Genomic DNA, 16616 nt, shown 5'->3' with positions numbered 1-16616 from the left:
TGTATAAAGTAGTATGGTAATCGTGTTTAAATTTTATTGTGTTTTATTGGCTTAATCTATTTGAAATTTTGGATTTATTAATATTTTGTATTTAAAGGACCTTCTCTTAATACCCTCAAGCTCATTTCGTGATGTGGTCTGTAATGGCGGATGTAAAATACTTTGCGAATAGGATCATATAGAAACCATTGATTATTATCATTTCCATAAACTAAAAAGTGCAAGTTTATTCGAATGAAAGGGGAAAATTAACGCTCTCATACTGTTTTTAGCTTTCTATGTTCTCTTTCAAAACTAGGACTGATATAACATTGGGAGTCGGAAAATAAGATGGTATTAGTTTACACCTTTTGTTAAGCGTAAAAATGGTTGTTCTATGAGTTTTATATTATTCACGTGAACTTTTCGTTATACATTCACGGGTGCTGTCGTGAAATCGGTTTAGGTGCTTGGAATATCTTTTTAAGAAAGCATGTAAATTGAAAAATACGTTATTTCTGCAATAAAATTTATACGATAACTTGTGATAGATTTCTTTTAGTATCTTGACGAATAAATTCGGGAACAATATGATGCACACGGTTTTATGAAATGTATTCTTATGTTGCTTTTTAATTAAGGAGCCAATGATGGCGATGGGCGAGAAACCCGTTATGAGCCGTAAGGAGGCTGAAGAGGAAAAGCAAGGAGAGTGTCTTCATTCAGAGGATTTGGAATGTCGTAGTAGGAACTTAAGCGTAGCTTTAGTGCGCAAGCAAGCATTAAAGAAGCGGGAGCATAGGAATAAGCGGGAAAAATCACAAGGAAGGATGGCAGGTGCAATTAAGCTTTCCAGTGAGTTTCTGGCAAGTATTATAGTTGGTATTGTTTTGGGGGTGGGGTTTGATAAGTTAGCAGGTTCATGGCCTTGGGGATTGGTATTTTTTCTCTTCTTTGGATTTGCTGCTGGTGTATTGAGTATTCTTCGGTCTGTGGGGTATGTTTCCTCCAGTCAATTAGGAAAAAAAGGCGTATTGCGCCAAGATAAACAAAATAAAGGGGCCAATGAGAGGTCCGATAAATGAGGTTGAAGTGACAGCGCACGCTCCAGATCCTATTCATCAGTTTGAGGTTTTAAGGCTGATTAAGATTTCCATAGGAAATATGGATTTATCGTTTACAAATGTATCATTGTTTACAGTCCTCACGGTTGTTGTAACTTCTATTTTTCTCTTTATTTCATCATCGAGTCGTGGATTGGTTCCAACACGGATGCAGTCTCTTTCGGAAATGGCATATGAATTTGTAGCATCGACTCTGCGGGAATCATCTGGTGTGCAGGGAATGCAGTTTTTTCCTTTAGTTTTTTCTCTGTTTACTTTTATTTTGGTTGCTAACTTTATTGGTCTCTTTCCTTATTTTTATACGGTTACGTCTCAAATCATGATCACGTTTTCGTTAGCAATGGTGGTAATTTTGACGGTGATTGGTTATGGCTTTTATAAGCATGGGGTCAGTTTTTTGAAATTGTTCGTTCCCAGTGGAGTTCCTGTTGTGGTTTTACCTCTGGTGACAATGATTGAGGTTATTTCTTTTCTCTCCCGTCCAATTAGTCTTTCTCTTCGTCTTTTTGCGAATATGCTTGCTGGTCATATTACGCTTAAAGTGTTTTCTGGATTTGTTGTTTCAATGATTGGGGTAGGACTCGTAGGTGTGGGTGGTTCGATTTTACCGCTTATTATGACTGTAGCAATTACTGCTCTTGAGTTTTTGGTCGCATTTCTTCAGGCTTACGTCTTTACGGTTTTAACTTGTATGTATCTTAATGATGCAATTCATCCAGGACATTAATAGAACTGGCGGTTTTCCGTCGAATAATGCAATTTCGCTTTAAAGGAGAATAACATGGAAATGGTGCTTGCAGCAAAATATATTGGCGCTGGTCTTGCTTGCTTTGGTATGGCTGGAACAGCTTTAGGACTTGGTAATATTTTTGGTAGCTATCTTTCTGGTGCATTACGAAATCCATCAGCAGCAGATAGTCAGTTTGGACGTCTCGTCTTTGGTTTTGCTGTAACAGAAGCTTTGGGAATTTTTTCATTGCTCATTGCTTTATTACTTCTTTTTGGGGTTTAATCATCATCAAAAGGGTATGTCTGTTCTTTCATGAGGAAAGATTTACCCTTTTAGCTCTTAACAAGAGAGATGCCAGAAAGGTGTTTGTCAGTTATCATCGGTTATAGAGTGCTTTAATAAGCTATTTAAAGGATGAAAGAAGATGTTTGTTTCAAGCGCTTATGCACAGAACACTGAAACGTCGATAGAACATATTAAAAAGGTGGCAGAGCATGCAAATCGTGTGTTTCCGCCTTTTGATTTTGTGCATTTTGGTTCGCATTTTTTCTGGTTGGCAATTTCTTTCGGACTTTTTTATCTTTTTATCTCCCGTGTAATTGTACCACGTATTGGCGGTGTTATTGAAACACGGCGAGATCGAATCGCATCTGATTTAGATCAGGCAATGCGCATGAAGCAAGAAGCAGACATTGTTGTTGGAACTTATGAGCGGAAATTAGCAGAAGCGCGTTTGAACGCGCAGGCTATAGCGCAGGTAGCTAGTGAAGAATTAAAAGAAAAGGCAGAGCTTAAACGGAAAGAAATTGAAGAGAGTCTAGAGAAAAAACTCGCAGATGCTGAAAAACAGATAACAAAAATTCGGGATAAAGCGATGCAAAATGTTGGTTCTATCGCTGAAGAAGTAGCTCTTGAAATTGTGAAAAAATTGATTGACGTTGATATCAGCAAAGAGGCTGTTCGTTCAGTTGTTAAAACTGCGGATTATTGAGGAAGACAAAGATGACTGATACTTTTTGGGCATTTGTTGGGTTAGTTCTTTTTTTGGCTCTTTTAGTCTATTTCCAAATTCCACAGAGGGTTATACGCCATCTTGATGCGCGTGCGAAACGTATCAAAGATGAACTGGATGAGGCTCTGCGTTTTCGTGAAGAGGCACAGGAAATATTGGCTGAATATCAACGCAAACATGCAGAAGCAGAAAAAGATGCGCAAGAAATTATTGCAGCAGCAAAGCATGAAGTTGAATCTGTTATTGCTGAGGCCCGTGCAAAAGCAGAAGAATATGTAAAAAACCGCAATAAATTGGCAGAACAAAAAATTGCCCAAGCAGAAGCGGATGCAATACGCATGGTTTCTTCATCAGCGATTGATTTGGCAATTTCTACAGCACGTACCCTTATTGCAAGGGAAATAGATTCTAATAAGGCAGATGAACTTATCAAAGAGTCTCTTGAGAAAGAATCATTTATCAAAATGAAAACATATCTTAATTAATGATATTTGAGAGATAAAGAACAGTCTCTTTGGTTGCATAATTTTCTCAATATTAATTAATAAAAGTCATAAAAAAGAAAAAACTATCTTCATTATTTTTATCAGTTAATAGGGTATTTTGATTTTAAATGACAAGTTTTGAGAAGTCTGCAACCGATTGTGTAACAATGTGAGTGCGTTTGAGAAGAGCAAGACGGTTAGCACGAACATCAGGTTTTTTATCATTCACCAATACTTTTTCAAAAAATATATCAATCAATTTTCCAAGTGGCGCTAGCACACTGAGTGCAAATGATAAATTTGTTGCATTGATGGGAGCAAGAACCTTTCTTTCTACTTCACAGATTGCATGATAGAGCTGCTTTTCTTCTTTCTCGACAAAGAGCTCAGGATTAATTACATTCGCTATTGTTGTGCTTTTTTGAAATTCATTTTCAAGAATATTGGCAGTACGTTTTACAGAGGCTACAAAGTTCATTCCATCATGGGTGTTGATAAAAGCGATAAGGGATTCGACACGACGTGCAACCAATAAAAAATCATCAGAATCTTTATTTAAAACGGCTTCAAGGGCATCGTAACGAGCGCCTTCCTCTTTTAGATAGATTTTCAGACGGTCATGAAAAAAGAATAACAGATCTGATAAAATATATTCTGTTTTTTCTGGAATCAGATTCTGCAATTGTGAATTTTCTCTTTGAGAGATTTCATATTTATTTTTTTGTTGTAAGAAAAGATTCGTTGCTAACTGGAACAGCGGCATAAGATTGATTTTCCAATCTCGCGAAAGTACAAGCCTAATAATTCCCAATGCTGCTCGTCTTAACGCATAGGGATCTTTTGAGCCCGTTGGTTTTTCATTAATGAGCCAAAAGCCAACGAGCATGTCAATTTTGTCGGAGAGCATAACGGTTATAGCAAGTGGTTCTTGTGGAAGACGATCTGTTGGTCCTTGAGGTCTATAATGGTCTTCGATTGCTACAGCTACGCGAGGATCTTCCCCTTGAAGAAGGGCGTATTTTTGCCCCATAACACCTTGTAGTTCAGGAAATTCTCCGACAATTTCTGTTTGCAAATCAGCTTTTGCAAGGATGGCTGCACGTTTTGCTAAAAGAGGATCTGTTTGTATCAAAGGGGCAATTTCTTGTGCGAGTGCAGCAATGCGTTCTACCCTTGCTCCTTGTGTACCTAATTTAGCATGAAAAGTTACATTCAAATGATCAAGTCGCGCCATTCTTTGATCGAGAGGTTTTTTTATATCAAGTTGAAATTTTTTTATAGAAGATTCCAATTGTTGAAGATCAGGCAAATCACGCTGATCGGTTTGCCAAAAATGAAGTGCATCAGAAAGACGGGCACGGACAACCTTACTATTTCCTTTCGAAATTTCTTTGCCTTCATCATTTGCAAGAATATTAGAAACGAGAATAAAATGATGAGAAAGTTTTACTTTTTCTCCTTGTTTACGGGTGACAAAACATTTTTGATTGGCTCTAATGGTCAAACGAATAATTTCTGGAGGAATATCAAGGAATGATTTGTCAAAATCACCCATCAGGATAACAGGCCATTCAACAAGACCAGCAACTTCTTCTAGGAGGGGATTATCTTGAACCAGTTCTAAACCGTTTGCAAAGCAGAGATTTTGGGCATCAGCTAAAATAATATTCTTTCGTCTTTCGGCATCCAGAATGACTTTATGGGTTTCAAGTTGAGTAACATAGTCATCAAAGCGGCGCACTTGAAATGGCTCTCCATCACTTAAGAAACGATGACCATAAGTTAAATTATTGCTTTTAAGAGAACCAATTGTAAACGGAATAACATGTGTTTCACCAATTTCTGGTCCGAAGATGCAAAGAATGTTTTGTAAAGGTCTAATCCACTTCAAAGTACCACTTTGTGCTGAATCTTTTCCCCAACGCATAGATTTCGGCCACGGAAAGTTGCGGATAATATCCGGTAAAATATCGGCAATAATTTCTTCTGCAGCTCGACCTTTTTTAACAATTTTAGCAATATAAAAATGACCTTTTTTATCATCATGTCCAATATGCGCTTCAGAAACATCATTTAATCCTGTTGCACGTAGAAAACCATCAATTACATGCTGTGGTGATTTTATACTGGGACCTTTGCGTTCTTCATGGACATCTTTGGAGCGTGTGGAAAGTCCGCGTATGTCCAATGTTAGCCGACGAGGTGTCCAATATTCACGAGCAGCTTCATAGATCAATCCAGCATTCACAAGTTGATCTGTAACAGATTTCTTAAGATCAGCAGCAGCTTTTCGTTGCATACGTGCGGGGATTTCTTCACTGAAAAGTTCAAGAAGAAGATCAGACATTAGGCTTCTCCAGTATATATTTGTCCAGCTTCTGTGAGTAAGAAGGCTTCCCCACAACGGCGCGCAAGATTACGAACGCGAAGAATGTAATTTTGTCGTTCGGTTACAGAAATAACGCCACGTGCTTGCAAAAGATTAAAGATATGGCTCGCTTTAATACATTGATCATAGGCAGGAAAAACACAGCGATGGAATACATTTTCTTTATTTGGTTTTCCAGCATCAAGAAGTGCGCTGCATTCGCGTTCTGCATCGATAAAGTGCTGATGGAGCAGTTTTGTATCAGCAAATTCGAAGTTATAATATGAGTATTCCTGTTCTGCTTGTAAAAAAATATCTCTATAACTTATTTTGTTTTCTCCCTCCAAACCATTAAAGTTAAGGTCATAGACGTTATCAACCCCTTGGATATACATCGCTAGACGCTCAAGACCGTATGTGAGTTCCCCTGAAACAGGAGTGCATTCAATGCCGCACACTTGTTGAAAATAAGTAAATTGAGAGACTTCCATTCCATCGCACCAACATTCCCATCCAAGCCCCCAAGCACCAAGAGTGGGACTTTCCCAATCATCTTCAACAAAGCGAATATCATGCAGTTTTGTATCAAGCCCGATAGCTTGTAGCGACTTTATATAAAGTTCTTGTAGATTGAGCGGAGAGGGTTTGAGAAGCACTTGGAATTGATAATAGTGTTGTAAACGATTTGGATTCTTACCATATCGGCCATCTGTTGGACGTCGAGAGGGTTGGACATAAGCAACTTTCCAAGGGCGTGGTCCTAGAGAGCGTAATGTTGTTGCTGGATGAAAAGTCCCAGCTCCGACTTCCATATCGTAAGGTTGCAAAATTGCACACCCATAGTGTGCCCAATAATTTTGCAAAGTTAAGATTAGTCCCTGAAAAGAACGTTTGGGGTTAAGATGTTCAGGCAGTTTCACGCTTTATACTCTTTATATTGAACTAAACAAAAAACAAAGTAATTTTAGTTTCTCTATTTATTATTTCATGTGGTTTATGGTTAAGCATCGTTTATTGCAAACCAAATTTCAACTTTTCTTGAATTTGTTCAGAATTTTCTGGTTTTCCGTCAATTGCGTGGTTCCATTGAAAGATTGCTTCACGTTTACGCCCAACTTTCCAATAGGCATCCCCTAAATGATCATTTAGTGTTGGGTCCTCAGGTTGTAATCTGACAGCATTTTCTAATATTTGCACTGCTTTATTATATTCTTTTAGTTTATAATAAGCCCACCCTAAAGAATCGAGAATATGACTGTTGTGAGCTTGTAAAGCAGAGGCTTTTTGTAGCATACGGAGCGATTCTTCAAGCTTCTCACCACGTTCCACAAGGGAATAGGCTAAATAATTAAGAACCTGCGGTTGATTTGGGAAAAATTCAAGTGATTTTCGCAAGTCAAGTTCTGCTTTTGGCCATTGCTTTAAACGTTCAAAAGCAATACCACGCTGATAAAAGAGTTTCCAATCGTCCTGCTGAAAGTTTTTTATCTTTGTAATAGCGTAGTCTAGAGTTTTAATGGCCTCAAGAAATTTATTATCCTGCATATAAAAAGCAACGAGCGTTATCAAAATATTACGATCATTGGGAAATTTTTTATTTAACAATGTGAGTAATTTTATTGCTTCTTTGTAATTGTTGTTATTGGCAAGAAGGAATGCAAGATGAAGTTGTCCATCTTTATAATAAGGAGATTTAGGGGATAAAGCGCGATAAAGTTTAATTGCTTGATGTGGATCGTTCAATTTAGCAGAAATGTGTGCGAGCTGAAACAGTGTTGCGTCATTTTGAGGGTATAATGCGAAAGATAATTGCTTAAAAATACGTGCAATTCGCCCTGAGTTTTTGTAGTTGAGGGCTGTTCCAAAATTATATAATACCTCGGCTGCTCCTTGTTGAGGTGTTTTAATAACTCTCTCTAAGAAAGAATTTTTTTCAATTTTTTCTTGAAAGTTTTTAAGGACTTCTCGACCTGACAACATTTGTTCGCCATGCTGGATTGTTTGAAGAGCTTGGTTGCGCATATTATGGCGCAATTGGAATGAGGCATAGGCTATGATAATACGCTCATAAGTATTAGGAGCGATAAGAGTTCCCTGTTTGTTACTCAGTGCTTTAATGAAATATTTTTTTGCATCCTTTGGCCGTTCTGCAAGGTCGCTCATAAGTGCTAGATGATAAGATATAAAAAGATCATACCAGACAGGACCTTTGAGTTTCTTAAGATCATCGATTGCCTGAGATTTTTGTCCAGATCCAAATGTAATCCAAGCGCCGATGAGTTCAGGTATTGGATTATTGGACGTAGGAAGTTCCTTTAATTTCAGAAGAGCCTTGGCAGTCTTATAATCTTTTTTGATGAGACTTTCTACTGACAAAGTTAAGGAAACAAAGGGAGTTATAACATCGTTCTCTTTGAGTTTTTGGGCTTGTTGGACAGCTTCTTTAAAGTTTCCGACCGAGAGCATAGCTTCAAGGAGCTCTTTTTGTGTTTCAATGTTATCAGGTTGATAAACCAGTGCTTGTTTAAAATAATTGATAGCAAGTTCTGTTTTATTTTCATGATTTGCAACCCTTCCAGCTAAATAAGCACCTGTAAATGAGCTTGTATGAGTTGCTGCACTTATTTTACTGTAGGTGAGGGATGGCATCAGCATGATACCCACGATAAAGAGGGCAAAAAGTCGAGATACCGTTGCAGAGCACATGGAGCTAATCCTTTTCAAGATAATCAATTGATGGTGTTGTTTATAGATCATATCTCATTACTTTGTTGAGAAATACTGCGATTCTTGCAAAGAATTCAGTTTACGCGCGCAATACAAAATTCAACAGTCTCAACGAGAGCATTATAAGCAGGATTTTCATTTATGGGAACAAGAGCATCAATTGCATATCTTCCATAGATGCGTGCTTGTTCTATTGTATCTGTGATACTATCATACTTTTCCATTAAGTGTTGCGCGTGTGCGAAGGATTCATCATTATTATTGCCATCTTCAAGCGCTTTTTTCCAGAAATCTTTTTCTACCATATTCCCACGCTCATATGCCAGAATAACAGGCATTGTGATTTTTCCTTCTCTAAAATCATCCCCTATATTTTTTCCTAAGTTTTGAGCACTACCGCTATAGTCAAGTGCATCATCAATTAATTGGAAAGCTAAACCTAAGGATGTTCCATATTCACGTAATGAAGAACGCTCTTTATTTCCATAGCCAGCAATAATGGGTCCTACTTCAGCGGCTGCTGAAAAAAGTGCTGCTGTTTTTGCATTGATGATTTTGAGATATTCTGAAGGGCTGGTTTTTATATTTTTTGCGGCAGAAAGTTGCATAACTTCTCCTTCAGCAATAATTGCAGCAGCGTTGGCTAGGACAGAGAGCGCTTCTATGGAACCGACATCGACCATCATTTTAAAGGCCTGGCCCAATAGGAAATCACCAACAAGTACACTTGCTTGATTCCCCCAAATCATCCGTGCTGTAGATTTTCCACGTCGTAAATTACTTTCATCAATCACATCATCGTGTAGTAATGTTGCTGTATGCATAAATTCAACAGCTGTTGCGAGTTTTATATGCCCGTCACTTTGATAACCGAACATATGAGCAGAAGCGAGCGTAATCATTGGGCGTAATCGCTTTCCACCTGATGAAATAAGATGGTTAGAAATTTCAGGAATCATCTCAACCTCTGATTTTGCCATAGAGAGAATAAATTGATTTACGCAATCCATATCTTTTTGAGTAAGATTGACAAGAGATTGAAGAGAAATTTGATTATTTCTTATTTGTTTTGGTTTGATAGCTGCACTCAATGTGTTTACTCCTAGAGTATTGCAATGGACATATATAAAATTTACTTTATTCATTAGCATAAAGGGGGTTTGGTTTTGACTCAAGCTTTTGATGTCGTTTAAAAGTGTTAGCTTGGAATGTTATTGGCAAGAAATGTTCTTTAGCGAGTGTAATCTTATTGTTATGAAATAATAAAAAATTTAAAATAGCAGCTGAATGGCAAAAATGCAGTTTATAAAGGTGAGCATTAGGCTTTTAAATGGATAAAGCAGCGAATCAGAGTGGTGAAACAATTGACAGTTTTCACCGCGGGAAATTTTATTTGGTTCAACCCCATAAATATGGTCATCGTTCTGGAATGGATGCGATGTTATTAGCTAGTTTGGTTCCAAGTGATTTAAAGGGCAAGGTTGTTGATTTAGGTGCAGGTGCTGGAGCTGCGGGTTTGGCTGTTGCTTCGCGTTGTCTGAAAGTTCATGTTACCTTAGTTGAACGTTCAGCTTTTATGGTATCTTACGCTCAAAAAACGCTTATGCTAAAACAAAATAAACAATTTGCTAGCCGAATTTGTTTGCTAGAAGCAGATGTTACCTTCAAAGGGATTGCCCGTATAAAAGCAGGTTTGATAGATAATAGCTTTGATTTTGCGATTATGAATCCACCTTTTAATAATCCCACCGATCGTAAGACACCTGATAAACAAAAATCTGAAGCACATGTTATGTCTGAAGCAATGTTTGATAACTGGTTGCGGAGTGCAGCAGCTATTGTTAAGCCAGGTGGATACTTAGGGCTCATTGCGCGTCCACAATCGCTGTCAGATATCTTGCGTGCTTTAGAAGGGCGTTTTGGTGGTATTTGTATAATTCCTGTGCATGCTCGTGCGAAAACAGCAGCAATTCGTCTTTTATTTTACGCAAAACGAGGAAGCCGAGCAGCTTTATCTATTTTACCGGCATTGGTTATACATGAAGGTAATGACCATACTTTTTCACCCCGAGTTGATGCAATTAATAATGGATATATAAGCTTGTGGGAACTTTTCTAATAGTATCTTGTGTTTTTTAGTTTATTATTTAAAGTCTACACTTTGTTGTTAGGGAGGTTTGACTTTGGGTGAAATTATATTTCTGCTTGTAATGTGGGGATTGATTGGCGCTTTTGGATGTTATCGCGTTCTTCCTTTTTGTTGTCCTTGCCTATTTAATTGTTCTTAATTTATAAGGAGATTTTGTTTTGATGGATTTTATTAAAAGTTTTATTCCACGCCGTTTTTCTTCCGATAAACTTGAAATTCCTGTGGTGCGCCTTCAAGGAGCAATTATGGATTCATCAGCATCTATATCTCGTACCCTTTCCCTCAGTAGGTGTGCAAATCTTTTAGAGAAGGCTTTCGCACACAAAAAGTCACCGGTTGTTGCACTTATTATTAATTCTCCTGGTGGTTCACCTGTACAATCGCGTTTTATCTTCAAGCGCATTCGTGACTTGGCAGAAGAAAAAAATAAAAAGGTTCTTGTGTTTATTGAAGATATTGCAGCATCTGGTGGTTATATGATTGCTTGTGCAGGGGATGAAATTTTTGCAGATCCTTCTTCAATTGTTGGTTCCATTGGAGTGGTTTCAGCTTCCTTTGGTTTTCCGGAACTTTTGAAGAAAATTGGTATCGAACGGCGTGTCTACACAGCAGGAAAGAACAAAGTTACATTAGATCCATTTCAGCCAGAAAAAAAGGCGGATATTGAGCATTTGAAATCTCTCCAACTTGAAGTGCATCAAACTTTTATCGATTTGGTTAAAGAACGGCGTGCTGAAAAATTATCAGATGATTCGAATCTCTTTACAGGAATGTTTTGGAGTGGAAAACAAAGCGTTGAGCTTGGTCTGGTTGATGGATTGAATGATGTACGTTCTGTTATTAAGGAGCGCTTTGGTAATGATGCAAAACTTCGACTTATTATGCCTCCAAAAAGTTTTTTAGGACCTAAAACGCCTTCAGGAGTGACGGCACATACGGTTTATACAGTCGTTGATAGTGCATTGATGGCAGCAGAAGAGCGAGCGCTTTGGCAGCGTTATGGTTTGTGATGGAAAGGATCATTCAAGCCAGAGAGATTTTATCTAAAAACAGATGCTAGAAGGAAAAAGGCTTGCAATGATACGAATGAGAACATGTCATTTATTTTGTATGAGAACTCTTTATATTTATTGTTTTTTTAGAAAACGATTAAGAATATTCCAAGCTGTTTATAGGGCTCGTGCTAAAAGTATGGGTAAAAGGGGGGAATTTTTAAAAGAACCCTATGTAAGTGAATATTACGTCATATGATATCAAATGTACAAACTTCGTTCCAAAGACATTCCTATTTATTTACACCTATTAAATTGAATTTAGCTTTACATGTTGTGGGGCAACGTGCTGATGGGTATCATTTAATAGAAAGTTTGGTTTATTTTAGTCTTAGTGGTGATTGTCTACACTATGCACCTTGTGAAAATAATCAGTTTGTTTTGACGGGGTGGTTTGCAAAAGGACTTGTTTCCCATTTAGACAATTTGGTTATTCGCGCACGGGACTTTATGCATAAGACTTTTCCGGAATGTGCTCAACCTGCTTTTTTTCGGCTTGTAAAAACATTACCTGTTGCTTCAGGCATTGGTGGCGGCTCAGGTGATGCAGCTGGGGTTATCAGCATGTTGCGTCAACAGTGGAATCTTGATTGCCCTTACGAAGAATTAGCAAAAAAGAGCTTAGTTCTTGGTGCTGATGTTCCCATGTGCCTTTGTGCATTAGAATATCAGCAGCCGCTTTTGGTTAAAGGAATTGGTCAAGAGATGATACGACTAAAAGAAGCTTGTTCATTAGCAATAGTATTGGTTAATCATGGACAAGAGATTTCAACACAAGCTGTTTTTAAAGCGTTAGAGAAGCGTCATAATCCTTCTTTAAAAATTAATACAGACGCTTTAAAAAATGTTGATTCATTGGTTGAAGCTTTACAAGAAACGCGTAATGATCTTTTTTCTCCTGCATTAAAAATAGCACCTCAGTTAGCTGAAGTGTTATCTATATTAGATGAATGTGGGGCTCTTTTTTCCCGTATGTCTGGAACGGGAGCAACTTGCTTTGGCATTTTTAAAAATAAACAAACGGCGCAACAAGCAGCTCTTTTTATCAAATCAATGCACCCAAATTGGTTTGTAAAACCTATCATGACTTTAGGAAATATTTGATAAATAAATATAAAAGCTTTTATTTCATCATGATTTTATTATACATAATGAAAGAGGGTAACCAAAGAAATGTGTTTTTTATTTTTTGTGCAAGAATTCGTGGAATGTTTGAAGAGCCATTTAAAACTGTAATGCTTGCAAAAAATGATCAGGCTACAGAAATAGATGTATGTTTGTTGTATTTGTGATGTATCAAAGATGTTTAATTTGCCGCTTCAACCAAATTTTTCGTGCGAATTGGATTTGCAAAAACAGGGTTTTTGTCATATAGCAGGTGTTGATGAAGTAGGACGGGGGCCTCTCGCTGGACCTGTGGTAACAGCAGCAGTTATCTTGGATAAAGATCGTATTCCTAATGGGTTAAATGATTCAAAAAAACTTTCTTTTCTCCAACGAAATAGACTTTATCATGAAATTTTGCAAAGTGCATTAGCGGTTTCAGTCGCCAGTCTTTGTGCTCGTACAATTGATCAATCCAATATTAGAAAAGCAACTTTAGAAGCAATGCGTCGCTGTATTATAGGATTAGTCATTCCAGTCCACTATGTCCTTGTTGATGGGCGTGATATTCCTTCTGAGTTGTCCTGTCCTGCAATGGCGTTGATTAAGGGCGATCAGCGTTCGGTTTCAATTGCAGCCGCATCTATTATTGCGAAAGTAACGCGTGACCGGATGATGGAATGTGCAGGACAAGTTTATAAAGGGTATGGTTTAGAGAAGCATGTAGGTTATGCAACGCTAGCGCATCGTACAGCTCTTGATAAATATGGACCAGTTATAGGATTACATCGTTATAGTTTTGCACCACTAAAAGAGTGTTATAGAAATGATGTGTCATGACGATTCTACCACTCAATAGTGCTTCGATAAGAGAGGCAATAGCGCTTCTTGAACAAGGGAAGTTAGTAGCGTTACCAACAGAAACTGTTTATGGATTAGCGGGCGATGCAACCAATGGGAGGGCAATTTCTTCTATTTATTCTACAAAGGGTCGTCCACAAATTAATCCTCTTATTGCGCATGTTAGCGGCATCGAAATGGCGGAACGTTATGTTAAAATTGACTTTCTTTCACGCCAATTAATAGAGGAATTTTGGCCAGGGCCTTTGACATTGGTTTTGCCTTTAAAGGAACAGCATAATATCCATCCTTTAACAACCTCTGGTTTGAATACCTTGGCTGTTCGTTTTCCAGACAGTCGTTTTGCGGAAGTGGTACAACATTTTGGCCGTCCACTTGCTGCTCCTAGTGCGAATCAATCGGGGCGTCTTAGCCCTACTTCAGCTGAGGCTGTTTTTGCATCTTTGGGGGAATCTGTTCCTTTGATATTGGACGGAGGACCTGCTAAAATAGGGCTGGAATCAACGATTATTAAAATTTGTGGTGAAAATATTTATCTTTTGCGTCCAGGGGGGCTTGCGGCTGATGAAATTGAAGAGGTTGTGGGGAAGCCTTTAAAACGGATAGATCAAAGGGCGGCGATTGAAGCTCCTGGGATGTTAAAATCACATTATGCTCCCAATGCTACGGTTCGTTTGAATGTAGAAAAGGTGGAAAATGGTGAAGCGCTTTTAGCATTTGGTTCAAAGCGTGTTATGGGGGCTGAAAATGCCGTTTCTATTTTAAACCTTAGCGAAGATGGAAAGTTGGAAGAGGCAGCCTCTCATTTATTTCAATATATGAAGGAATTAGATTCATTTAAAGTGAGATGTATCGCAGTAGAACCTATTCCATCATACGGATTAGGAGAGGCTATCAATGATCGTCTTATACGGGCTGCGGCTCCAAAGGAGAAATGAACATGGAGCAGGAATTAATTGAAGGGTTTAGGGAAATTGTTGGTGCTAAGCATGCTATAACGGATCAAGCTTTGATTGCACCGTATTTGCTTGAAGAGCGTGGGCTTTTTCATGGAAAAACACCTTTACTTTTACGTCCATCTTCTTGCGCAGAGGTCTCATCGATTATGCAGTTAGCGAGCAAAACGCGCACACCGATTGTGCCACAGGGTGGAAATACAGGGCTTGTGGGGGGACAACAACCAGATGAAGGAGGAGGGAGCGTTCTTTTATCCATGGAGCGATTAAATAAGATTAGAGCTATAAATCTTGAGGGAAATTTTGTTGTTGTAGAGGCTGGTGTTATTTTACAGGATTTACAGAAAAAAGTGGATGAATCAGGTCGTTTTTTCCCTCTTTCTTTGGCATCTGAAGGTTCTTGCCAAGTAGGAGGCAATCTTTCGTCGAATGCTGGAGGGACAGCTGTTTTAGCTTATGGCAATATGCGTGATCTTTGTCTTGGTTTAGAAGTTGTTTTACCGGATGGGCGTATTTTAGATGATTTGCGTTTTGTTAAAAAAGACAATAGCGGTTACGATTTAAAAGATCTTTTTATTGGTGCAGAAGGCACATTGGGAGTTATAACCGCAGCCGTTTTGAAGATGTTTCCAAAAATAAAAGGAAAAGCTGTTGCTTTGGTGGGATTATATAGTCCGGCGAAGGCTTTAGAGTTTTTATCTCTGGCTCAAGAATATGGAGGAGGGATGTTGACAGGTTTTGAGCTCATGGGAAATCTCAGTTTGCAAATGGCTTTAGATTATAAGATGTGTGAGAAGCCTCCTCTTCAGCGGAAACATGAATGGTATGTATTAATGAACATTTCATCGTTGCAAGGCAATGATGAGGCGTTATCGGTATTGAGTACTATTTTAGAAGAAGCTTTAAAGAATGCGGTGATAGAAGATGCAGTTGTTGCGCAATCTTTAAAACAGCAAGATTTTTTTTGGCAATTACGAGAAAGTATATCATCAGCACAAAAGTTAGCAGGAGGGTCCATTAAGCATGATATTGCAATCCCACTTGCTTCTATTCCTGATTTTATTGCTGAGGCAGCGCTTATTGTTGAAGATATTGCTCCAGGAGCACGGGTGATTTGTTTTGGACACATGGGCGATGGAAATTTACATTATAATATTACACAACCTGTAGGAGCTGATACGACAGTGTTTTTGCAGTTATGGTCAACAATGAATCATCGCATTCATAGTTTAGTGGTGGACTATAGAGGTGCATTTTCTGCTGAGCATGGAATTGGTCAGCTTAAGCGCGAAGAACTTCGTTCTTTTAAATCGCCTGTCGCATTGGATATTATGCAAGGGATTAAAAAAACACTCGATCCTTTAGGGATAATGAATCCTGGAAAAGTATTATAATTCAAGAATGGTGATCATGCATTTTTGTTTAGATTTTAATAACCAAAAAAGAAACCAGTTGTTTTTTATTCAAACTTTTAATAATCCAATGAGAAAAAGCTGCTAAAGGGTGTATGTTATTTAAGATAAATTGGGATAATGTATATGGCTAATCAATGCTTTAATCAGGCAAAAGCGGTGCTTGAATTTCGGTTAGATCCGTGCCATTTGCCACAAACGACGACATATTTTTCATCCAAAACGGGTAATCAGGTTATTTGTTCGTTAAATGAGCGTGGTGTTTCTTTTAAAACGGATATGCCTTCAAGCTTATCGCATTTAATACCCCCTTATCATTTTCAAGGAATTGCAGCACGTACCGTAAAAACGCGTTCAGGAGAAAGAGCTGTTGCATTAGAATTACTTCATGCCGATGAGGAAGCTTGTATACCGCTTTTGGTTTCCAGAGATTTGAATAATGTTCTTCTGGATTGGCGGTTATGGGCGGATACTTATGGCCTTCCCATGCTTATGATCAATGAAGATAATCGCATTCTGGTTGTAAAAGATCGTTCTGATTTACATCGATTTTTTGGTACAACAGCACATTCTAAACAAAAGCATTTTTTACTTCGTTATAGCAATCCGTTAGGCTTGCGTTTGGTGATTGCGAATCGAATTGCACTCCAGTAAATT

The 16616-nt window shown here is 38.2% G+C and carries 16 protein-coding genes; 12 read left to right on the top strand and 4 right to left on the bottom strand.

Annotation, left to right across the window (positions count from 1 at the left end; genetic code table 11):
* Positions 1-629 precede the first annotated feature (629 nt).
* From ACFING_RS02160 to ACFING_RS02140, 5 genes are all read left to right on the top strand, one after another.
* Complete coding sequence (locus ACFING_RS02160) at positions 630-1064, top strand: AtpZ/AtpI family protein (RefSeq protein WP_375621145.1); 435 nt, start codon at positions 630-632, stop codon at positions 1062-1064.
* A 7-nt stretch (positions 1065-1071) separates the two neighbouring features.
* A complete protein-coding gene (locus ACFING_RS02155; protein WP_375606478.1) occupies positions 1072-1830 on the top strand; it encodes a F0F1 ATP synthase subunit A in 759 nt (252 codons plus the stop codon).
* Positions 1831-1884: 54 nt separating this feature from the next.
* Entirely contained in the window at positions 1885-2115 is a 231-nt protein-coding gene (locus tag ACFING_RS02150) for a F0F1 ATP synthase subunit C (RefSeq protein ID WP_005773968.1), read from the top strand.
* Positions 2116-2257: 142 nt separating this feature from the next.
* Positions 2258-2824: a F0F1 ATP synthase subunit B gene (locus tag ACFING_RS02145; protein ID WP_375621093.1), complete on the top strand. Its 567-nt coding sequence runs from the start codon at positions 2258-2260 to the stop codon at positions 2822-2824.
* 11 nt (positions 2825-2835) lie between these two features.
* Positions 2836-3330 (top strand): F0F1 ATP synthase subunit B, encoded by a 495-nt coding sequence (locus tag ACFING_RS02140; RefSeq protein ID WP_375629554.1) that lies wholly within the window; start codon positions 2836-2838, stop codon positions 3328-3330.
* A 124-nt stretch (positions 3331-3454) separates the two neighbouring features.
* On the opposite strand, the gene glyS is transcribed toward ACFING_RS02140, so the two are convergent.
* The 4 genes from glyS to ACFING_RS02120 all read right to left on the bottom strand — a co-directional run bounded on the left by glyS (position 3455) and on the right by ACFING_RS02120 (position 9516).
* Entirely contained in the window at positions 3455-5677 is a 2223-nt protein-coding gene (glyS, locus tag ACFING_RS02135) for a glycine--tRNA ligase subunit beta (protein WP_375621091.1), read from the bottom strand.
* Positions 5677-6618 (bottom strand): glycine--tRNA ligase subunit alpha, encoded by a 942-nt coding sequence (locus ACFING_RS02130; protein WP_375621090.1) that lies wholly within the window; start codon positions 6616-6618, stop codon positions 5677-5679. The genes glyS and ACFING_RS02130 overlap by 1 nt, the downstream gene beginning before the upstream one ends.
* A gap of 91 nt (positions 6619-6709) precedes the next feature.
* A complete protein-coding gene (locus ACFING_RS02125; RefSeq protein ID WP_375621089.1) occupies positions 6710-8404 on the bottom strand; it encodes a tetratricopeptide repeat protein in 1695 nt (564 codons plus the stop codon).
* 95 nt (positions 8405-8499) lie between these two features.
* Entirely contained in the window at positions 8500-9516 is a 1017-nt protein-coding gene (locus ACFING_RS02120; protein WP_375629551.1) for a polyprenyl synthetase family protein, read from the bottom strand.
* Between the two features lie 239 nt (positions 9517-9755).
* On the opposite strand from ACFING_RS02120, the gene ACFING_RS02115 reads away from it, so the two are divergent.
* The 7 genes from ACFING_RS02115 (at position 9756) to ACFING_RS02085 (ending at position 16613) form a co-directional block, all read left to right on the top strand.
* Positions 9756-10544, top strand: coding sequence for a tRNA1(Val) (adenine(37)-N6)-methyltransferase (locus ACFING_RS02115; RefSeq protein WP_375629548.1), 789 nt, complete (start codon positions 9756-9758; stop codon positions 10542-10544).
* 191 nt (positions 10545-10735) lie between these two features.
* Entirely contained in the window at positions 10736-11584 is an 849-nt protein-coding gene (locus ACFING_RS02110; RefSeq protein WP_375629546.1) for a S49 family peptidase, read from the top strand.
* A 237-nt stretch (positions 11585-11821) separates the two neighbouring features.
* A complete protein-coding gene (locus ACFING_RS02105) occupies positions 11822-12730 on the top strand; it encodes a 4-(cytidine 5'-diphospho)-2-C-methyl-D-erythritol kinase (RefSeq protein WP_375629543.1) in 909 nt (302 codons plus the stop codon).
* Positions 12731-12928: 198 nt separating this feature from the next.
* Positions 12929-13570, top strand: coding sequence for a ribonuclease HII (locus ACFING_RS02100; RefSeq protein ID WP_375629540.1), 642 nt, complete (start codon positions 12929-12931; stop codon positions 13568-13570).
* Entirely contained in the window at positions 13567-14529 is a 963-nt protein-coding gene (locus ACFING_RS02095) for an L-threonylcarbamoyladenylate synthase (protein WP_375629538.1), read from the top strand. Before ACFING_RS02100 ends, ACFING_RS02095 begins: the two co-directional genes overlap by 4 nt.
* A 2-nt stretch (positions 14530-14531) precedes the next feature.
* Positions 14532-15941 (top strand): FAD-binding oxidoreductase, encoded by a 1410-nt coding sequence (locus ACFING_RS02090; protein ID WP_375629535.1) that lies wholly within the window; start codon positions 14532-14534, stop codon positions 15939-15941.
* A gap of 144 nt (positions 15942-16085) precedes the next feature.
* Complete coding sequence (locus tag ACFING_RS02085) at positions 16086-16613, top strand: DUF6101 family protein (protein ID WP_375628324.1); 528 nt, start codon at positions 16086-16088, stop codon at positions 16611-16613.
* Positions 16614-16616 lie beyond the last annotated feature (3 nt).

Source organism: Bartonella sp. AP150HLJHH (genome assembly GCF_042196385.1).
Classification (GTDB): Bacteria; Pseudomonadota; Alphaproteobacteria; order Rhizobiales; family Rhizobiaceae; genus Bartonella.
Note: the sequence above shows the minus strand (reverse complement) of the source record. Positions and strands in the feature narration are given on the sequence as shown.